This window comes from Bradyrhizobium sp. 155 (genome assembly GCF_023101105.1).
In the GTDB taxonomy this organism is placed as follows: domain Bacteria; phylum Pseudomonadota; class Alphaproteobacteria; order Rhizobiales; family Xanthobacteraceae; genus Bradyrhizobium; species Bradyrhizobium canariense_D.
Genome location: NZ_CP064704.1, coordinates 4,937,004 through 4,957,409, shown reverse-complemented (window position 1 = coordinate 4,957,409; position 20,406 = coordinate 4,937,004). Strand labels below are relative to the sequence as shown.

Genomic DNA, 20,406 nt, shown 5'->3' with positions numbered 1-20,406 from the left:
ATCCCTCATTTTGCTTGTTGGTCGTTCAAGAGCTCATTGCGCGCGGCGGCGGGTCTTCATGTCGAGCCAGACCGCGAGAATGACGATGATGCCTGTCACCAGCGGCTGCCAGTTGGCGCTGACCGACAAGAGGTTCATGCCGTTCAGCACCAGCGTCAGGATCAGCGCACCGATGAAAGTGCCGAACACGGTGCCGACGCCGCCGAACAGGGAGGTGCCGCCGATCAGCACCGCGGCGATCGCGGGCAGCGTCAGGCTTTCGCCGATGTCGGCCTCGGCCGAATTGAGCCGCGACAGGAAGATGATCGAGGCGAGCCCCGCCATGGTGCCGGAGACGGCGTAGACCAGCAGCAGGCGTCGGGCGACCGGAATGCCGGAGAGCCGCGCCGCGACCGGATTGGCGCCGATCGCGTAGATCTCCTGGCCCCAGATCGTTCGCTGCGCAAACAGCGTTCCGATCCCGAGGAACACCAGCAGCAGATAGACCGGGATCGGCAGGCCGAATAGATAGCCGCTGCCGATCTGGCGGAACCCGGCCGGGAAGCCGTGAAGGGTTTCACCCGCCATGTACCAATAGGTGAGGCCGTTCAGCACCCAGAGCATGCCGTAAGTGGCGATGAAGGAGGGGATGCGCAGCGCGGTGACCATGACGCCGTTGAGGAGCCCAACGATGCCGCCGCAGGCAAGTCCGGTGAGGATGCCGAGCGCCGGCGAGCCGGTCTTGTGGATCACGGTCCCGGCGATGCAGGCGGACAGCGCGACATTGGCGCCGACGGAGAGATCGAGGCCCGCGGTCAGCACCACCAGGGTCAGGCCGGAGGCGATGAAGAAGGTGAGGCTCGCCTGCCTGAGCACATTGAGAATGTTGCCGAGGCTCAGGAAGGAATCGCTGAGCACGGCGAGCACCGCACAAATCAGCAGCGCCGCAAGCAGGCGATAGAACATTTGGATCGCGTCCTGCGACAGGAACGAGCGGGGCGGCGCGATGGCGTCTTTGCTGATGTCGGTCATGCGCGGCTCCGCAGGCCGTCAAGGAAGAGGGCAACGATGACGAGGACGCCGACGCTTGCGACCTGCACCGAGGACGGCAGCGAGATCAGGTTCAGCCCGTTGCGCAGCACGCCGACCGAGAGCACCCCGAGCAGCGTGCCGAGCAGCCAGCCATTGCCGCGCTCGAACGACGTGCCGCCGACGGCGACGGCCGCGATCGCATCGAATTCGAGACCGAGGCCCGCGGTTGGATGCCCGGAATTCATCCGCGCAGTCATCAAGAGGCCGGCGATGCCGGCCATGGCGCCGCCGATCGCATAGACCGCGATCAGCAGCTTGTTCGGTGAGAGGCCGGCGTAGCGCAGCGCCTCGCGGTTGCCGCCGAGCGCGAAGATGTAGGTGCCGAAGCGGGTGTGATAGAGCAGGCCGTGGAAGACCGCGTAGGTCACGAGTGCCATCACGATCGGCACGGGAATTCCCAAAAGCGTCGCCGAATAGATGTCGCGCACGCTGTGGGGGATGCCGACCACGCTCTGGCCGTCGCTGACGATCAGCGATAGGCCCTGCGCCATGCCGAGCGTGCCCAAGGTCGCAACGAAGGGCGGGATGCCCACGATGGCGACCAGCCAGCCATTGGCGAAGCCGAAGGCCGCGCCGACGAGGAGCCCGGCACCGAGGCCGAGCAACATCGAGTGGGTGGTGAGCGAGACGATGGCGACGCAGAGCGAGGTCAGCGTCAGCACCGCGCCCATCGACAGGTCCAGCCCCTCGGTCATGATGATCAAGGTCATCGGCAGCGCGAGCATGGTCAGGATCGTCGACTGCACCAGCACGTTGGAGAGGTTGGCGACCGACAGGAAGCCGGGCGCGATCGTGCTGAACAGCGCGATCAGCAGCACCAGCACGATGGCAACGCCGGGAACCCGTTGCAGCGGATTCGGTTGAGAGACGACCGCGGCCTCACGCATGATGCATCCCCAGTCGCACGATGTTCTCCTCGGTCAGCTCGCTACGCGCGAGATGCCCGGCGATGCGCCCTTCGCGCATCACATAGGCGCGGTCGCAGACGTGGCAGATCTCGACCTGTTCGGACGAGATCATCAGCGCGGCCGCGCCTTCCGCGACAAGGCGGTCGATCAGGGCGAAGATTTCGGCCTTGGCGCCGATGTCGATGCCCCGGGTCGGCTCGTCGAAGATGAAAAGTTTCGAGCCGGCGGCGAGCCACTTGCCGATCACGACCTTCTGCTGATTGCCGCCTGAAAGCAGGCCGACGGTCTGCCGTGCGCTAGGCGTCGCAATGCGTAGCTGACGGATCAGGCCGTCGGCAGTGCGCTGCGCACTGCGCTGGTCGAACAACCCGCTCGGGAACAGTTTTCGCAGCGCCGACACTACCAGATTGTCGCTCACCGATCGCAGCAGCGCGAGACCTTCGCTCTTGCGGCTCTCCGGGATCAGCGCAATGCCGCGGCGGGCGGCGAGGTCGGGCTCACCGGAAATGACTTTGCCGTCGAACACGATCTCGCCTGATGTCACGGGATCGGCACCGAAGATCGCGCGCGCGACTTCGCTGCGACCGGAGCCGACCAGGCCACACAGGCCGACAATCTCACCGCGGCGCACCTCGATGTTGATGTCGGCGATCCCCGTCGATGAACTCAAGGCCTTGACCTCGAGCAGCAGCTCGCCGGGCTTGTCGGCAAAATTGCGCGGGTAGGTCATGTCGACGTTGCGACCGACCATCATGCGGACGAGCTGGTCCGGCGTGACGTCAGCAGGTTTGACGCCGTCGATGCGGCGGCCGTCACGCAGCACGGTGATGCGGTCGCCGAGCGCGAACACCTCCGCCATGCGGTGCGAGATGTAGACGATCGAGACGCCGTCGGCCTTCAGCCGCGCGATCAGCGCGAACAGCAGCTCGGTCTCGCGATCGGATAGCGCCGCAGTCGGCTCGTCCATCACCAGGATGCGGGCGTTCTGGCTGATCGCCTTCGCGATCTCGACCATCTGCTGCTGCGCCACCCCCAGCTTGTCAACGATGGTGGAGGGATCGATGTCAAAGCCGATCGTGCCGAGCACGCGCGCCGCGTCGGCCAAAATCTTGCGGCGATCGATCGTGCCGGGGATGCGGCCCTTCGGCTCGCGGCCGAGAAAAATGTTCTGGGCGATATCGAGATGGGGGACGAGGGAGAATTCCTGGAAGATCACGGCAATGCCGAGCTTCTGCGCGTCCGCGGCCGAGTGGATCGCGACCGGCTCGCCTCTGTAGTAGAACTCGCCGGCATCGGCGCGATAGGCGCCGCACAGCACCTTCATCAGGCTCGACTTGCCGGCGCCGTTCTCGCCCAGCAGCATGTGGACTTCGCCGGGGAAGACGGCAAAGGAGACGTCGTCCAGCGCCTTGACGCCGGGAAACTCCTTACTGATGTCGCGCAGCTCAAGGAGCGGGACAGGTGAGGCGGGCTCGACGGCTAATGCGGCGGTGCTCATGCCTGCGCTCCGCCTGCAAAGATCTTTCCGGGGTTCATCAGTCCGTCAGGGTCGAGCGCGGTCTTGATCGACCGCATCACATCGACGGCCTCGCCGAGCTCGTCGGTGAGATAATCGATCTTGCCGAGCCCAATGCCGTGCTCGCCGGTGCAGGTGCCGTCCATGGCAATCGCGCGGGCGACCATGCGGGCCTGCAGCGCCTTGGCGCCTTCGGCTTCCTCGGGCCTGGCCGGATCGATCAGAATCAGCATGTGGAAATTGCCGTCGCCGACATGCCCGACGATCGGCGCCGTAAAACCGTGCTCGTCCGCGTCGCGCCGGGTATCCGTGAGGCATTCCGCCAGTCGCGAGATCGGCACGCAGACGTCGGTGATCACGGCACGCGCGCCGGGGCGCAGGCCCAGGCCCGCATAGAGCGTGTTGTCGCGGGCGTGCCAGAGCCGGCTGCGATCCTCCGGTGCCTTGGACCAGGCAAAGCCGTGGCCGCCATGGTCGGCGGCGATGGCCTGTGCGGCCTCGGCCTGCTCGGCGACGGAAGTCTCGGAACCATGGAATTCAAAGAACAGCGTCGGGGCTTCGCGATAGCCGAGCTTCGCGTAGGCGTTGATGCCGCGCATCATGACGTCGTCGAGCAACTCGATACGCGCGATGGGGATCGCAGACTGGATCACGGAGATCGCGGTGTCCACGGCGTTGTGCAGGGTGTCGAAGCTGCAAACCGCGGCCGAGATCGCCTGCGGCACGGGATGCACCTTCAGCGTGATTTCGGTGATGAGTCCGAGCGTGCCCTCGGCGCCGACGAACATGCGCGTCAGGTCGTAACCGGCGGCTGACTTGCGCGCGCGTCTGGCGGTCCGGATCACGCGGCCGTCGGCCAGAACCACCTCCAGCGCCATGACGTTGTCCTTCATGGTGCCGTAGCGCACCGCCATCGTGCCGGAAGCTCGCGTGGACGTCATGCCGCCGATCGAGGCGTCGGCGCCGGGATCGATCGGAAAGAAAAGCCCAGTGCCGCGCAGCTCCGCATTGAGCTGCTTTCGGGTGATGCCGGGCTGCACGACGACGTCCATGTCGCTATCGTGCACCGTCAGCACCTTGTTCATGCGTGCGAAGTCGAAGCAGACGCCGCCCGCGACCGCGGCCGCATTGCCTTCGAGCGAGGTCCCGGCGCCGAACGGTACGATGGGCATATTCGCGCCAGCGCACAGCTTGACGATCTCCGCGACTTCCTGCGTGGTTTCAGGGAAGACGACGATGTCGGGCGGCAGGTTGCGATAATGCGACTCGCTCTGCCCATGCTGATCGAGCACGCCACGCGCGACGCTCGCGCGCGGGCCGATCATGCCTGTGAGGCGATCGGCCAATATGCTCGTGCTGACTCGCGGTCCCATTCTTACTCCCTGTCTGGCCCTGTTGTCGGACTCTTGTCTGGTCCGCCGTCGTTCAGCTTAAGCGGCTCTTGCGCTGCTAGCGACCTGCTTCAGGCCGAAATCATAGTTGAGGTGAAAATACTCGATGTCTACCATGCGACCATCGGGCGCACGGCCGGGCGGGCACTGCACAAATTCGCGGATCAGGCTGTCCTTGACGCCGAACACCACGTCGCTGTCGAGATACTGGTCGCCGGCCACGAACACATGGGTCACGAGTTGCTCGAAGCCGGGCGCCGAGATCATGAAATGCACGTGCGCCGGGCGCCAGGGATGGCGGCCCTGGACCGCCAGCATGTCCCCAACTGTGCCGTCATGTGGGATCGGATAGGCAGCCGGCTTGATCGACCAGAAATTGAAGCGGCCGTTCTGGTCGGTGTGGAAGCGCGCCCGCATCGCAAGATCGCCGATCTTGTCGAGCTGCTGCACGTCGTAATAGCCATCATCGTCGGAATGCCAGACATCCACGACGGCGCCGGCAAGCGGCCGTCCGTCGACGGTCGACACCGAGCCGGTGACGAGCATCGGATCGCCTTCCATCGGGCCGGAGATGTCAGCGCCGTTGTCTTTCTCGGGCGACGCCTGCACGAAGAACGGACCGAGCACCGTGGTTTCGGTGGCGCCTTCCGGCACGGGATGATTGATCGCGTCGACCAGCATGGAGACGCCGAGCGCGTCCGACAGCAGGATGAACTCCTGGCGCTTGTCGTCGCACATGTGGCCGGTGCGGGTCAGGAACTCGATGCCGTATTCCCATTCCTTCTGGGTCGGTCGCACCTCGCGGACGAAGGCATGAAGGTGGCGCACCAGCGCTTCGCTGACCTGCTTGATCCGCGGATCGGTCGCGCCTGCGATCCGATCCAGCACCGCGTCCGTGATCGTGTTCTCGTTGAAATTTCGCATAGGTGCCTCCGTGAATCAGAGTTTGGGCTCGCCAAGGCCGGACAGCCGCTCGAGGTGCTTGACGGTCGCGATGAAGTCGGCGTCGCCGTCGCCCTGCGCGACCAGCGAGCCATAGGTCTCGCGCACCTGGGCCGCGAGCTGAAGCGGCACGCCGACGGCGTGGCCGGCACCGAGGATCAGATCGAGATCCTTGGCCATCTGCCTGCAGGAGAAAGTCGAGTCGAAATCGCGGCTGCGCAGCGGCGCGGTCTTGTATTTCACCATCGGCGAGGCGACCGCGCTGTCGTCGAGGACTTTCAGAATGTCCTGCCAGCCGATGCCGCCCTTGCGCGCCAGCGCCAGACTCTCCGCCATCATCGCGGCCGACACCGCGATCATCAGATTGACCGCAAGCTTCGCATATCGCGCTTCCTCGCCGGGCCCAAGATAGGTCTGGGCGCGGGTGAAGGCGGCAAGCAGCGGCTTTGCGTTTTCGTAGGCGTCCTCCGGGCCCGAGACGAAGCAGCTCAGCGCGCCGGTGTGGACGATACTGGCATTGCCCGAGACCGGCGCCCGCAGGTAGAAGACACCGCGCGCCTGGGCGGCGGCGTCGACCTCTGCGGACGCCTCGACGCTCACGGTGCTGGTCTCGATCACAACAGATCCAGCCGCCATCGCGGCGATGAGGCCGGTTGGGCCGAGCAATGCGCCGCGCAAGGCAGCGTCATCGGGCAAGGACGTGACGATCGCGGCCTTGCCGTCCACGGCCTCGGCCGGTGAAGCGGCAATCGAAATGCCTTGCGTGCGAGCCTCCGCGAGCCGTGCGGCGCTCCGGTCGAACGCGGTCACCGCATAACCGGCCTTGGCGACGAGCACCGACATCGGCAAGCCCATCTTGCCGATCCCGATGAAAGCGATGTGTTTCGAAGCGTCCGTCATTGTTGTTGTCCTTGACGCCCTCAGGCGGCGTGTCCCTGTCGTTCGATGTCGTGCACCAGTCGCCGGCCGGATTGCACGAGCAGTTCCTTCTTCGCCCCCAGGCCCTCGGCCAGCAGCCGACCATTCCGCTTCTTCCACACGCCGCCGATCATCACGGCCTCGATATTGGCAAGGCTCGTCTGCATCACCACGGTGGAAACGGGATCGTGCACAGGGACGAGGTTGAGATCGGAGCAATTGATGATGACGAGGTCGGCGAGCTTGCCCGGTGTCAGCGAGCCGATCTGGTCCTCGCGGCCGAGCATGCGGGCGCCTTCCGTCGTGATCCAGCGCAGCGCCTCGCGGACGGGGATCGTGGTCGTCGCCGGAATGGTGCCGCTGGCCTTGCGCGACTCGGCGTTGTCGAGCGCCCGCTGCATCGAGAGCGCAACGCGCGCGGCGGAGAAGAGGTCGCCCGCCAGTACGGATTCCAGATCGATGCCGATGGTCGGCCGCACGCCGCGCTTGAGCAGCCGTCCGGTGATCGGAAAGCCGTGGCCCTGGATCATTTCGTTCTCCGGCGTCACCGAGAAGGAGACGCCGAGATCGACCATCCGGTCCAGCAGTTCGTCAGGCAGGTCATTGCCATGGACGATGTTGATGCCGGGGCCGACTAGACCCGCCCCGATCAGCTTCTCCCAGCCACCGGGCGTCTTCGCGGGACCACCGCCCTGATGCATGGATGCGATCAGCTTGAGCTCGTGCGCCATGCGGAAATCGTGCATGGCGACGTCGAGCGTCGAGTAATGTGGCCCCAGGATCGCAAGGCCGAGCGTGACGAGGCCGTCGCGGTCGGCGAGGGGCCCCGCCAGCAGTCGTTCGACCTCATTGCGTGGATGCGGCACTTCCGAGAAGTGCGGCTCGCCCGGTTTCGGTTCGGGCTTGGGCGAGCCGTGGAAGAAGGCCGCACGGATACCGCTCTCGATCAGGCCGCGCACGGCGGCGTCGGTATGATCGGGCGTCGGATTGTTGTGGCACCAGTCGGCCAGCGTGGTGGTGCCCTGGTTCATCTGGTTCAGCGCGCCCACCAAGGTCGCGATATAAATGTCCTCGGGCCTGAAGACCGTAGCGAGACCCGCATGCATGCGGCGGAAATATTCCAGCAGCGTCCAGTTGGCGGCATAGCCGCGTAAGCCCGTCTGCCAGGTGTGCATATGGGCGTTGATCAGGCCGGGGATGACGATGCGCCCGGTGCCGTCGACGATCTCGATCTCGGCCGCGCCGCCGACGTCGATCGATGGACGCACGTCAACGATGCGGCTGCCCTCGATCAGCACGTCGCCGCGAGGTAAATCGCCGATCGTGTCATCCATGCTGATGATGACAGCGGATTTGATGAGCGTGCGCCGCATCGAATCAAACTGCCGTTTTGATGGCGCCGGGCGGCTCGCCGGCCCAGGCGCGCGCGATCAGGTCGCGAATGGCGTTGCGATCAAGCGGGCGCGGGTTCCAGTAGGCGTTGGTGACGGCGAGATCCGCAGCCTTGTCGATGCCGCCTTCGGGCATGCCGATGTCGCGCAATGCGACCTTCGCACCCAGCCGCTTCGCGAGCTCGAAAAGTCCTTGCGGTGCATCGGCGGCGCCGATTGCGCGTGAGATCCGCGCCATCGCATCGGGCACGGCCGGCGCGTTATAGGCCAGCGCGTGCGGCAGCACGATGGTATGGGTCTCGGCATGCGGCAGGTCGAAGGTGCCGCCGAGCGTGTGGCAGAGCTTGTGATGCAGCGCCATGCCGACGGTACCAAGGCAGACGCCGCACAGCCAAGCGCCATAGAGCGCCTCGCTGCGAGCCTCGCGATCGTCGCCCTTGGCGGCGATGGCGAGCAGGGCACATGCCAACGCGCGAATGCCCTCTTCTGCCATCAGCGACGTGACAGGATTGGTGTCGCGCGCGTAGAGCGCTTCGGCCGCATGCGCGATCGCATTGATGCCCGATGTCGCGGCCAGGCTCGCCGGCAGCGTCAGGGTCAAATCGACATCGTAGATCACCGTTTCCGGCAGGATGGCGGCGTCGCGTACCGTGGTCTTCAACCCGTTCTCGGTCTGTCCAACGATCGGCGTCATCTCCGAGCCGGCATAGGTGGTGGGAATGCAGAGCTGGTTGACGCCTGTACGCAAGGCGAGCGCTTTGCCGAGCCCGGTCGTGGATCCGCCACCAAGGGAAATGACGCAGTCGGCCTCGCACGCCTTCATCGCCGCGAGCGCCCGCTCCGTGACCTCGACCGGCGTGTGCATGGTCGCGCCCGGAAAGATGCCGGCGTAGAGCGGACCGAGCGCCGCGCCCAGGCTTTTGCCTTGCGCCTCCTGCTGCGGCGTCGTCAGCACCAGCGCGCGCTTGCCACCGAGCCGCTCGACCTCGGCCTTGGCTTCAGCCAGTGTTCCGCTGCCGAACACGACGCGGCAGGGCAGGTTTTCAAAGGTGAACGTACCGATCATGCGCCGGTCTCTTTGATGGGATAATCGACCTGGAAGCGTCCGATCCGCAAGTCGCCCAGCGCCTCGCGCACGCGCAAATGTTCCGGGTGGGTGGCGTAGGCCTGGAGCGCAGCGTGGTCGGTGAATTCGGAGAACAGAACGACGTCGCAAGCGTAGTCGACATCGCTGACATCGAGTCCGACTTCGATGTGGGTGAGGCCGTCGATCCGGCCGCGTAGCCCCTCGAACAGGGTCTTGACCTTGACCCGGGCGGCGGAACGCTCCGCTGGCGTCTCGCCGCGCAGCCGCCACATCACGATGTGCCTGATCGGGCCCGACATTTCCCTGTTTCCTCGCCTGCTATCTTACTTGTGTTTGGGCCATTTTGACTTGCGGGATACGGAAATAAAGCTCAATAATCGTAAGTCTCTTTTCCTGTTTGCGAAAAAATGGACCGCCTGCTCCAGTTGGAAGTATTCGCCAAGACGGCCGAGCTCGGCAGCATGTCCAAAGCTGCCGAAGCCCTACGCATGTCGAATGCTGCCGCGAGCCGCCATCTCAGCGCTCTCGAGGAGCGCCTTGCAGTCCGGCTGATCGAGCGCAACACCCGTCGGCTGTGGTTGACTGAGGCGGGGCAGGAGCTGCTGGAGCGCTCGAGCCGGGTTTTGAGCGAGTTGGCCGAGGCCGAGGACATCGTCAGCGATCGGGCGCTGTCGCCGCAAGGCATGCTACGGGTCACGAGCTCGCTGTCCTTTGCGGTGATCTATCTGGCGCCGATGCTGCCAGCCTTCCGCGCCCGCTATCCGAAGCTCAACATGCAGATCACCACCGCCAACCGGTACTCCGATTTCATCGAGGCCGGCATCGACGTGGCGATCAGGACGCGCGAGCAGGAGCCGGATTCCAACATCATCGTCCGCCGCATCGGCCAGATGCGGCGGGTGCTCGCTGCTGCGCCGTCCTACCTCGCAAGCTGCGGCGAGCCGGAGCAGCCCGCCGATCTCGCGCGCCACAACATGCTGATCTACAATCTCGCCAACGATCCCTATTCGCTGCGCCTGCGCAAGGGCAATGGCGCGCAGACTGTTCGCATCACGTCGACGCTCGACAGCAATGACGGCCAGGTCATCCGCGGCGCCGCGCTGGCGGGGCTCGGCATCCTCATCCAGCCGCTCTATATCGTGCAAAGCGACATCGCGGCGGGCCGCCTCGTCCCCGTTCTGATGGACTGGGAGCTGCCGCTGCTGACGATGAACATCGCCTACCAGAACCGTGCCGGACTGCCTGCCAAGATCAGGGTCTTTTCCGACTTCCTGGTCACCCACATCCGCGAGCATTCGCAGCCGGGGATCTGGATCGACGCGGCGAAGTGAGCGACATTTTCGAATTCAGGCGGCTTTGTAGAAGGCACATCCATTGAAAGCCAGGACATCCGGCACCGCATGGCGGCATGCCAACATCGGTCGGCTGCTCAACAACGCGGTGCGGCGCTTCGAAGGTCGTGTGCTCGAACTGATGAGCGAGAAGGGGCATGGCGAAACGAGGATCGCGCATGTCGGCCTCACACGTAATCTCGACGTGGAGGGGACCAGACTGACGGAGCTCGCCCGCCGCGCCTCCATGAGCAAGCAGGCGATGGGCGAGCTGGTCGATCAATGCGCCGAGCTCGGCCTGGTCGATCGGATCGCCGATCCGACCGATCGGCGCGCGCGCATCGTCATGTTCACGCCGGCCGGGCGCAAATGGCTCGATGCGTTCCGCGACGCCGTCGACGTTGCCGAGCAGGAGATGCGCGCCGAGCTCGGCAAGGCCACGATGGACGCGATCCTGAAGGGACTGGCGGTCTATGGCGCGACGTTCGATACGCTCGATACGCTCGACGACGCCAAGTAGTCAGGCTACTTGACGATATCGTCAGGCGACCTTACCATGCGGAATAATGCCGGTAGGGAGAAGCGCCTTTGGAAACATGTCTGACGGCCTCGGTGCTCATCGTGGGTGGGGGGCCCTGCGGCCTGATGCTCGCCAACGAGCTCGGCCGGCGCGGCGTGTCCGCGATCCTGGTCGATGAAAAGCCGGGCACAGCATTCAATCCGCAAGCCAATGCGACGCAAGCGCGCTCGATGGAGCACTATCGGCGGCTGGGTTTTGCCGACGAGATCCGACGCGAAGGTCTGCCTGCGGATTACCCGACCGACGTTGCGTATTTCACGCGCTACACCGGTTACGAGCTGGCCCGATTTCAGTTGCCGTCATCGTCACGCGCGGGCGAGCTCGTCAAGGGCATGTCGGGCTCCTGGAGCGCCGCCGAGCTGCCGCATCGGGTCTCGCAAAAATACGTCGAGGCGGTGCTGCGCCGCCACGCCGAACGGCTTCCCGGAATACGGCTCAGCTACGGTCATCGTCTGATCAGCTACGTCGAGAGCGATGACGGCGTTATCGCCGAGATCGAATGTCTCGATGACAACAGCCGCTTTCAGGTCCGGGCCGACTTCCTGGTCGGAGCCGACGGGCCGCGCTCGATGGTCCGGCAATCGCTCGGGATCGTCTACGGCGGCGAAACCGGAACGCAGCGCGATTTCATGGGCGGCCGCATGCTGGCGGTCTATCTCCGTTCGCCTGGCTTCTACGCGAGCATCCCGCATGCCAAGGCGTGGATGTACAATTGCTTCAACGGCGACCGCCGCGCCTTCATGGCATCGGTGAATGGGCGCGACGAATTTGCGTTTCACACGCAGCTTCGGCCCGGCGAAGACGAGAGTGCGATCACAATCAACGAGACCAAAGCAGCGTTCCAGCGTGCTTGCGGCGCGCCGATCGACTGCGAAGTGCTGTCATTCGTGACCTGGACCGCCGGCCACGCGCTGGTCGCAAACGGAATGCAGCGGGGCAGAGTGTTCCTCGGCGGCGACGCGGCGCATCTGTTCACGCCGACCGGAGGCCTTGGCTACAACACCGCGATCGAGGATGCGGTCAACCTCGGCTGGAAGCTCGCAAGCGTCATCAATGGTGTGAGCCCGGCGGAGCTGCTCGACAGCTACGAGGTCGAGCGGCGTCCGGTGGCGCTGCGCAACACCGATTATGCGCGTCGCTTTGCCGACTCGCTCGGTCTGTTCGCGCCTGCGCCTGACATCGAGGACGCCACCGAGGCCGGCGACGAGGCGCGGCGGACGGCGGGCGTCTATCTCGAACAGCACGCCCGCGCGGAATTCAACATTCCCGGCGTCACCTTCGGTGGGCGCTACGACGGCTCGCCGATCATCGTCTCCGACGGCAGCCAGCCGCCGCCCGATGCCGCGAACGTCTACGTTCCGAGCGCCTGTCCCGGCGGCCGCGCCCCGCATACGTGGTTGGAGGACGGCGTCTCGCTGTACGACCTGTTCGGGTTCGAGTGGACGCTGCTCCAGTTCGGCGAGGTCATGACCTCTCATGCGTCAGTCGTCGAGACCATCCGTGCGATCGGGGTCGATGTGAAACTCGTCACGCTGCCGAAATCCCTGCGCGATCTCTATGAGGCGGATGTGGCTTTGATACGCCCCGACCAGATCGTGGCTTGGCGCGGCAGCGCGTCACAGGCTGGTACGATCGGGCGCGTCCTTGCCCGAGCACTCGGACACAACGCGAGCGACGGCGCACGGCTGGCAAGCTGATCGACTCTCGCCGTTGCATCCGACCAGCGGCTGCGGCGGCCAATAACAACAAGACAACAAAACGACAAATGACACCGGAGGAGGAAACCGTGACGACAAGAGCATTGGAGCACTACGACGACCATGCCGCCGCCGGCGCCACTGCCGAGCAGACGGCGAGCAGCCGCCGGCGTATCCTGATCGCCGGCACCATCGGCACCGCGATCGAATGGTACGACTTCTTCATCTACGGCCTGATCGCGCCGCTGGTGTTCGATCAATTGTTCTTTCCGAAGTTCGACCAGCTCACGGCGACGATTGCGGTGTTCGCGACGTTTGCCGTCGGATTTTTGGCGCGTCCGCTCGGCGGGCTTGTATTCGGCCATTTCGGTGACCGTCTCGGCCGAAAGTCCGTCTTGCTGTGTACGCTGCTCATGATGGGACTTGCGACCATGTCGATCGGGCTGTTGCCGACCTACGCCAGTGCAGGTGTGGCTGCGACCGTCGCGCTCGTGGCGTTGCGCTTCGTTCAGGGGTTTGCGCTCGGCGGCGAGTCGACCGCGGCGATCCTTATGGCGATCGAGACGGCGCCCGGGCACCGGCGCGGCTTCTCGGCCGCGGTGATCCAGGCCGCAGGACCCGTCGGTGTCGTGCTCGCCTCGTTTGCGGCGCTCACGATCGCGCGGCTGCCGGAAGCGGACCTGCTGTCATGGGGCTGGCGCGTGCCGTTCCTGATCAGCGCGGTTCTGGTCGCGCTCGGCGTCTATATGCGCCTGCGCATCGAGGAGAGCGCGACATTCCGAAAGGCGAAGGTGACGGAAGCAGCGCCTGTGGTCGAAGCGCTGCGGGAACATTGGCGGCCGATCCTCATCGTATTCTTCGCCGAGATGGCGCAGACGTCCTATTTCTATCTGACAGCCATCTTCACCATCTCCTTCGCGACCCGTCAGCTCGGCGTCCAGAAAGACGTCATCACGCAGGCCGTGCTGTTCGCCAATCTCGTCGGGCTCGTTGCGATGCCACTCATCGGAGCCTGGTCCGACCGTATCGGACGAAAGCGTCTGTTCTTGGCCGGCGTGGTGCTTGCAGCCATCTCGATGTTTGCATTCTACGGTGTGGTCGCGAGCCGCGACACGGTGCTGGTGACGGGCGCGGTGATCCTCGCCGCGGGGGTGATCCATCCGCTGATGTTCGGCAGCGAAGGAAGCTATTTTCCGGAATTGTTTCCGACCCGCATTCGCTTCACCGGCGTGTCGATCGGAAAGCAGCTCGGGACGGTGCTCGGCGGCGGCATTGCGCCGCTGGTCGCCACCAGCCTGTTTGCGCAGACGGGCTCGACCTACGCGATCACAGGATACTACGTTGCGCTCGCGCTCGCGGCGATGATTGCGCTCGGCTTTGCGCGTGAAACCGGAAAATCGCGGCTGCTCGGCTAGAGCGAGCGCCATTATCAACCCCAGGGAGGTTTTTCATGGACGTCAGTCTTCTCATCAACGGGCAGGATCAGGCCGCTTCCAGCGGCAAGGTGTTCGAGCGGCGCAATCCGCTGTCGCAGGAGGTCGCAAGCCGCGCGGCCGCCGCGACCGCTTCCGATGCCGATGCCGCGGTGGCGGCGGCCTCCGCCGCGTTTGCCGCATGGTCGGCGCTCGGCCCGAATGCGAGGCGAGCCCTGTTGCTGAAGGCCGCAGATGCGCTTGAGGCCAAGCGCCACGCCTTCGTCCGGATCATGATGGCCGAGATCGGCACGACGGAGATCTGGTCGGCCTTCAACGTCAAGCTCGCGACCGGCATGCTGCGCGAAGCGGCGTCGCTCACCACGCAGATCGCCGGCGAGGTGATCCCGTCGGACAAGCCGGGATGCCTCGCGATGTCCATTCGACAGCCCGCCGGCGTGTGCCTCGGCATCGCCCCGTGGAATGCGCCGATCATTCTCGGCGTTCGCGCCGTGGCGACGGCGCTCGCCTGCGGCAATTCCGTCGTGCTCAAGGCCTCCGAGATATGCCCGGGGACGCACCGGTTGATCGGCGAGGTCTTCAAGGACGCAGGCTTTCCGCCCGGTGTCGTAAATGTTCTGACCAACGCACCGGCCGATGCGCCCGCTCTGGTCGAGCGCCTGATCGCCAATCCGGCCGTGCGGCGGATCAATTTCACCGGCTCGACCCGCGTCGGGCGCGTCATCGCGGAGCTCGCCGGGCGCCACCTCAAACCGGTGCTGCTCGAGCTTGGCGGCAAGGCGCCTCTTGTCGTGCTCGACGATGCCGACCTCGATGCCGCCGTCGCGGCGGTCGCGTTCGGCGCCTTCATCAATCAGGGCCAGGTTTGCATGTCGACCGAGCGGGTGATCGTCGACGAGGCGGTGGCGGCCGCCTTCGTCGACAAGCTTGCGAAGAAGACAGCTGCGCTTCCGGCCGGCGACCCGCGCTCCGGTCCGGTCGTCGTCGGCTCGATGATCGACGAGGCGCCGGCCAAGCATGTCGTTGCGTTGATCGACGACGCGATCGCCAAAGGCGCCGTCAAGCTCGCGGGCGGCGACCGGGTTGGCACGGTCGTCCCGGCCACCGTGCTCGACCGCGTGGTGCCCGGCATGCGCATCTATACCGAGGAGAGCTTTGGTCCCGTCGTCTCGGTGATCCGGGCAAGTGGCGTGGATGACGCGGTGCGGCTCGCCAACGATACCGAGTACGGCCTCTCGGCCGCCGTGTTCGGCCGCGACGTCGCGCGCGCGCTGACGGTGGCGCAGCGGATCGAAAGCGGCATCTGCCACGTCAACGGCCCGACCGTGCATGACGAGGCGCAGATGCCGTTCGGCGGCATGAAGGGATCGGGCTACGGCCGCTTCGGAGGTCAGGCCGGGATCGCCGAGTTCACCGATCTGCGCTGGATCACCATCGAGACCCAGCCGCAGCACTATCCCTTCTGACCGCGCAACAAGCGAAGCCCATCAGGACGCTATTCATGAATTCGAAAGTTCTCACGGTTCGGGAAGCGACCCTCGGTGTGCTTCGCTCCTTTGGCGTCGATCGCGTTTTCGGCAACCCCGGCTCGACCGAGCTTGCCTTCCTTGGCGACTGGCCCGACGACATCGACTACGTGCTCGGATTGCAGGAAGCCTGCGTCGTCGGTATGGCAGACGGCTATGCGCAGGCCACGGGACGAGCGGCGTTCGTCAATCTGCACTCGGCGGCCGGGCTCGGTCATGCCCTCGGCAATCTCTTCACCGCATTCCGCAACAAGACACCGATGGTCGTGACAGCCGGGCAGCAGGCGCGCAGCCTATTGCGGATGCGACCCTATCTCTTCTCCGAGGACGCCGCACAGTTTCCAAAGCCCTATGTGAAATGGAGCGCCGAACCGGCGCGCGCCGAAGATGTTCCAGCGGCGATCGCGCAGGCCTTCCTCACCGCCATGCAGCATCCCCGCGGTCCGACATTCGTGTCGGTCCCGTCGGATGATTGGGCGCGGCCCGCAACCGCTCCACCGGTCCGCTGCATCGCGACGGAGTTTGCGCCCGATCCGGCGGCGATCGTTCGGCTCGGCGCGGCGATCCGAGCCGCCAAAAAACCTATCTTCGTTGTCGGACCCGAGATCGATCGCAGCGGCTGCGTCGACGCGATGGTCGCTGTGGCCGAGCAGGCGAGCGCGGCCGTTTGGGCAAGCCCGATGTCGAGCCGTTCGAGCTTTCCGGAATTGCATCCGCTGTTCGCCGGCTTCCTTCCGGCAGCACCGGGAGGGCTCGCCCGCGCATTGCGCGGCGCCGATCTGATCGTCGTGGTCGGCGCGCCGGTGTTTACTTTCCATGTCGAAGGACAATGTGAATTGCTCGACGACGGAACGCCGGTCTGGCAGATCACGGATGATCCGACGGAAGCCGCATCCGCTTCTGTCGGTGACACCATCATCAGCACGCTCCCAAAGGCGCTGGCTGGGCTGCTGTCGGCGATGCCAGGGATCGCGGAGCGCGAGGTGCCGGCCGCGCGGATGCGGCCTGCCGTTCCTGCCGCGCAAAATCCGCTTCCGCCCGCTTATGCGCTCGCCCGGCTCTCCGCGTTGATGCCGGCCGATGCGATCGTGGTCGAGGAGGCGCCGTCGCATCGTCCCGCCATCCAACAATTCCTACCACGGCCTGGCGCGGACGGCTTCTACACGATGGCGAGCGGCGGACTTGGTTATAGCCTGCCGGCCTCGGTCGGCGTGGCGCTGGCGCGGCCAGGCCGCCGCATCGTCGCCCTGATCGGTGACGGATCGGCGATGTATTGCATCCAGGCAATCTGGACCGCGGTGCAACGCCGCCTGCCGATCACTTTCGTGATCATGAACAATTCAGGCTATGGCGCGATGCGCGCCTTCAGCCAGCTGATGCAGGCGCATCGCCCGCCCGGGATCGACCTGCCCGGGCTCGACTTCGTGGCGCTCGCAAGGGGAATGGGTTGTCCGGGGCAGCGCGTGACCGATGTCGGCGACGTCGACGCCATCTTGACCGAAGCGTTGGCATCAAGCGGTCCCGCGCTGGTCGATATCGCCGTCGACGACGCCACGACGGACCTGTTCAGCCATCCGCGCTAGCTGGCGGCAGAGGGGCTGGTCCGCGGCGACAAGACAGCCGATGGAAATTTGCCTCCGAAGGCACGGGTCTTGGGTTGGACACGCGACCCGTCGATCACCTCGAGTTGTCCGCAGCGATTCAAGGTATGCAACTTCCTGCCGGGCCATGCTGGCCCTGGCCGCAGAGAGTGGCGGATAATCTGCTTGAACGTCGTCGGCGACAGTTCGACGATTTCCGCCAGGGCGAGCGCTGCCCCATATCCGCCGGCACAATCCTGGACCGGGCGCCACAATTTGTCATTGATGGTGACGAAATTCCCCGCAGGCCGCGTGCTCGCTCGGTCGATCAGGACCGGGTTGCTGGCATGCGGCAACCACGGGCCCATGAGGTGCTCGGCGTGATAGATCGCCAACGAATCCGAATACCCGCCAGTGCCATCGCGCCAGGCTCCGAACAGATAGTGCAGGCCGTTGTGCCGCGTGATCGTCACATCGGCGAGTTCAAGTCCTGAAAGCAGCGTCGCGTGGCGCTCCCATTTGTCCGGGAACCGAACGCATTTATAGATGGCGACGTCCCCATTGGTCGAGCTCTCCGGGATCATCCACAATGCGCCATCGTCCTCGATCAGGAACGGATAGGAGAGGTGCCAGGGCTCGTCCAATACGGGCACGACCGCTCCGACCGGGCCCTTATCGTCGAACTCGATCGCGGAAATGATTCCTTTTCCAATCCGGTGATCGAGATCCTCAAAGAAGACGAATGTTCTTCCCTGCCACGTGATGGGGAAAGGATCGGCGTAGAAGTGGTTTCCGGGATCGGCAAGGACGTTCCAGCGAGGCCCTGACAGGTCTCCGGTCTGCCAGACGCCTGCGCCCTTGTTGATGCGCCATCCGACATGCCAATGCGGGGCATAGCAGCAGAGGCGATAGATCTCCTTGGCGATCGATATGGTGAGGCCGCGCGCGACATAAGCCGTTGGCGGGCGGCCGTTGTCCGCTCGGGCCGGTCGTGCCAGCTGCGGCACGATGCGCGGTCGTCCCGACAGGATGGCGGCCACCATGGTCAGGGTTCGCGCCGTGACCGTTTCCAGGCCCCCGCTCAGACCGGCCGCGATTTCGGCGGAGGGATGGCCACGATCGAGGACTGCACCGTCGACCTCGTCGACGATTTCGATCACCGGCAGATCGCCGGCGAGAATGGCGGCAAGAGCTGCGTTTTCGCCTGCCACTCCATTGAACAGCGGGCGGAGATACTGCCGGGCGGAGCAGTTCGGATCCCGCGCGCCACCGGTGAAATCGACGATGACGTCTGCCGTGCCGGCGCGAGCCTGCATCCGGTCCGGACTGATCTTCAGCCTTTCGGTGCCGCTGTGTTTGCCCTTGTGCAACACCAAACGTTCGAGCTCGAACAGCATGTCGAGACCCGCCGGCCGCGGCTCCGCCGTTGCCGTCCACGCGATCTGGACCGGTACATCCCGCCCGTCGATCGACAGCGTCTCGCGGCCCATCCACCGCCGCGCATTCTCAATTTCACAGCGAAACTCGATGGTCATGTCGAGCCGATCCGTTTCCATGCGCCCCGATCAAATGACCTGGCCGAGAATTCGAACGTATTCCTCCACCATGGCGTCCACTGAATAGCGCAGCTTCAGGCCTTTGGCGTTTTGCCGCAGTTCGTCGCTCAGTCTTTGGTCCGTCAGGAGCCTCGAGACGGCCGCTGACAGCTTGGCGTGATCGGAGGTATCGACGAACAGCGCTGTCGGCTTCCCTTCGACGGACAACACTTCGCGCAAGACCGGAAGATCGGTGACGACCGAGGGAACGCCGGCGTTTGCAGCCTCCACAGCGGCGAGGCCGAAGGTCTCCGCCTGCGTCGGAAATACGAACACGTCGAGAGCGGCGAGAAACTCCGCCATCTGGCGCGGGGTGATTTCGCCGAGCAGATGCAGCCTGTCCGATACTCTCAGCTCATCCGCCAACTGCCGCAGCCGGGCCTCGTCGGCTCCCTGGCCGGCCAGCGCGAGATGCCAGGATGGTTGATCCGGCAACAGACGTATCGCCGCGTCGAGCCGCTTGTGCGGGTGCAATCTTGCTGCGCAGCCGAGCAGGGGGCTATCCGGCGGGAGATTGAACTTCTGTCGCGCAGCTTGCTTCGACAGGGTGAGCGCCTTGTCGTCGAAGCCGTGCGGGACATGCACCATGCGCGCGCGATAAGCCCTGGGGTAGCGCGAATACTCGCGCTGCATGTCCAGCGAGTTGAGCGTGATGCGGTCGAAGAAGCCGAGGCTGCCCATGACGATGTCGGCCATACGGACCGGCCAGCTCATCGACAGCGCGGATGAAACCTGATTGGCGATGACAGGTGCGCGGCAGATCAGGCGCGCCACACCGGCGCCGATGACATTGCCGAAGTGCTGAAAGGTCAGAACGGCGTCAGGCCTGGTGGCCCTGATATGGCGGCCGAGCGTCCACAGCATTTGCAGCAGCGCCAGCGGATTTCCCGGCCGGCTCGACGCGCAATAGACCGTGTGGGGCGGCTCATCGAACGAATCCGACTTGCGGAAGAAGAAAAGATTGGTGACGCGATAGCCGCGGGCGGTCAGCCCGGCGCCAAGCAGGCGCGAGATCTCCTGCGCACCGGCGTTCTCAGCCTGGGTCTGTACGAGCAGCACGTGCGGCTTGCGTCCGCCACCGTTGGGCGACGGGAGTGCTGTCGCAGTCGTCTCGCCCAACGCCTTGTTTGGCTGGTAATGCAGCACGGATCCCGACCCATTAGAGAAGCGAATTTTCACCTTCTTAACTCCGTATCTACCATGCGGGCATCGCGCGGACACCGACTAGCAATAAACGGAGTTAATGCGCCCTGCCGCAAGGGCATCGTTCGTGAGGGAATTCCGCTGGTTCCCGACGAAGTGCAGAGGACGCGGGCAACCGCCGATTAACCATCGATATTTGGGTTGGAGCGGGCCCACTAAAGCATACGAAAACGACGCACATTCTACCGGTGCGCCGACGGCTGCTGGTGCGCTCTCCTTCATGCGGGACACGCGCGA

At 65.0% G+C, this 20,406-nt stretch carries 17 protein-coding genes; 6 read left to right on the top strand and 11 right to left on the bottom strand.

From position 1 onward, the window contains the following. Positions 1 to 33: 33 nt before the first annotated feature. Genes IVA93_RS24205 through IVA93_RS24165 form a run of 9 tightly spaced genes read right to left on the bottom strand, consistent with a single transcriptional unit; the run spans position 34 to position 9,523 of the window. Positions 34 to 1,011 carry an ABC transporter permease gene (locus IVA93_RS24205; protein WP_204510789.1) on the bottom strand — a complete coding sequence of 326 codons (978 nt, stop codon included), beginning with the start codon at positions 1,009 to 1,011 and terminating at the stop codon, positions 34 to 36. Next, entirely contained in the window at positions 1,008 to 1,958 is a 951-nt protein-coding gene (locus IVA93_RS24200) for an ABC transporter permease (protein ID WP_247370737.1), read from the bottom strand. Before IVA93_RS24200 ends, IVA93_RS24205 begins: the two co-directional genes overlap by 4 nt. Beyond that, on the bottom strand, positions 1,951 to 3,477 hold the full coding sequence (locus IVA93_RS24195) for a sugar ABC transporter ATP-binding protein (RefSeq protein WP_085352395.1): 1,527 nt from the start codon (positions 3,475 to 3,477) through the stop codon (positions 1,951 to 1,953). Before IVA93_RS24195 ends, IVA93_RS24200 begins: the two co-directional genes overlap by 8 nt. After that, the gene (locus tag IVA93_RS24190; protein ID WP_085352396.1) at positions 3,474 to 4,868 is read right to left on the bottom strand and encodes an FAD-linked oxidase C-terminal domain-containing protein; all 1,395 of its coding nucleotides are present in this window, start codon (positions 4,866 to 4,868) and stop codon (positions 3,474 to 3,476) included. The genes IVA93_RS24195 and IVA93_RS24190 overlap by 4 nt, the downstream gene beginning before the upstream one ends. 57 nt (positions 4,869 to 4,925) lie before the next feature. After that, on the bottom strand, positions 4,926 to 5,810 hold the full coding sequence (locus tag IVA93_RS24185; protein WP_085352397.1) for an intradiol ring-cleavage dioxygenase: 885 nt from the start codon (positions 5,808 to 5,810) through the stop codon (positions 4,926 to 4,928). A gap of 15 nt (positions 5,811 to 5,825) precedes the next feature. After that, a complete protein-coding gene (locus IVA93_RS24180; RefSeq protein WP_247370734.1) occupies positions 5,826 to 6,728 on the bottom strand; it encodes an NAD(P)-dependent oxidoreductase in 903 nt (300 codons plus the stop codon). A gap of 20 nt (positions 6,729 to 6,748) precedes the next feature. Next, on the bottom strand, positions 6,749 to 8,119 hold the full coding sequence (locus IVA93_RS24175) for an amidohydrolase family protein (protein ID WP_085352399.1): 1,371 nt from the start codon (positions 8,117 to 8,119) through the stop codon (positions 6,749 to 6,751). A 4-nt stretch (positions 8,120 to 8,123) separates the two neighbouring features. Then, complete coding sequence (locus tag IVA93_RS24170; protein ID WP_247370732.1) at positions 8,124 to 9,203, bottom strand: maleylacetate reductase; 1,080 nt, start codon at positions 9,201 to 9,203, stop codon at positions 8,124 to 8,126. After that, a complete protein-coding gene (locus IVA93_RS24165; RefSeq protein WP_085352401.1) occupies positions 9,200 to 9,523 on the bottom strand; it encodes a Dabb family protein in 324 nt (107 codons plus the stop codon). Before IVA93_RS24165 ends, IVA93_RS24170 begins: the two co-directional genes overlap by 4 nt. A gap of 108 nt (positions 9,524 to 9,631) precedes the next feature. On the opposite strand from IVA93_RS24165, the gene IVA93_RS24160 reads away from it, so the two are divergent. From IVA93_RS24160 to mdlC, 6 genes are all read left to right on the top strand, one after another. Next, positions 9,632 to 10,555 (top strand): LysR family transcriptional regulator, encoded by a 924-nt coding sequence (locus IVA93_RS24160; RefSeq protein WP_018458707.1) that lies wholly within the window; start codon positions 9,632 to 9,634, stop codon positions 10,553 to 10,555. Between the two features lie 43 nt (positions 10,556 to 10,598). After that, entirely contained in the window at positions 10,599 to 11,075 is a 477-nt protein-coding gene (locus tag IVA93_RS24155; protein ID WP_085352402.1) for a MarR family winged helix-turn-helix transcriptional regulator, read from the top strand. Between the two features lie 68 nt (positions 11,076 to 11,143). Continuing rightward, the gene (locus tag IVA93_RS24150; protein WP_247370729.1) at positions 11,144 to 12,832 is read left to right on the top strand and encodes an FAD-dependent oxidoreductase; all 1,689 of its coding nucleotides are present in this window, start codon (positions 11,144 to 11,146) and stop codon (positions 12,830 to 12,832) included. 89 nt (positions 12,833 to 12,921) lie between these two features. Then, the gene (locus IVA93_RS24145; protein WP_085352450.1) at positions 12,922 to 14,247 is read left to right on the top strand and encodes an MFS transporter; all 1,326 of its coding nucleotides are present in this window, start codon (positions 12,922 to 12,924) and stop codon (positions 14,245 to 14,247) included. Positions 14,248 to 14,282: 35 nt separating this feature from the next. Continuing rightward, on the top strand, positions 14,283 to 15,731 hold the full coding sequence (locus IVA93_RS24140) for an aldehyde dehydrogenase (RefSeq protein ID WP_247370725.1): 1,449 nt from the start codon (positions 14,283 to 14,285) through the stop codon (positions 15,729 to 15,731). 35 nt (positions 15,732 to 15,766) lie between these two features. Continuing rightward, positions 15,767 to 17,374, top strand: coding sequence for a benzoylformate decarboxylase (gene mdlC / locus IVA93_RS24135; RefSeq protein WP_247455091.1), 1,608 nt, complete (start codon positions 15,767 to 15,769; stop codon positions 17,372 to 17,374). On the opposite strand, the gene IVA93_RS24130 is transcribed toward mdlC, so the two are convergent. Continuing rightward, positions 17,371 to 18,906 carry a glucosamine inositolphosphorylceramide transferase family protein gene (locus tag IVA93_RS24130; protein ID WP_247455089.1) on the bottom strand — a complete coding sequence of 512 codons (1,536 nt, stop codon included), beginning with the start codon at positions 18,904 to 18,906 and terminating at the stop codon, positions 17,371 to 17,373. The genes mdlC and IVA93_RS24130 overlap by 4 nt on opposite strands. A gap of 30 nt (positions 18,907 to 18,936) precedes the next feature. Further along, on the bottom strand, positions 18,937 to 20,112 hold the full coding sequence (locus tag IVA93_RS24125) for a glycosyltransferase family 4 protein (protein ID WP_247371099.1): 1,176 nt from the start codon (positions 20,110 to 20,112) through the stop codon (positions 18,937 to 18,939). Positions 20,113 to 20,406: the final 294 nt, after the last annotated feature.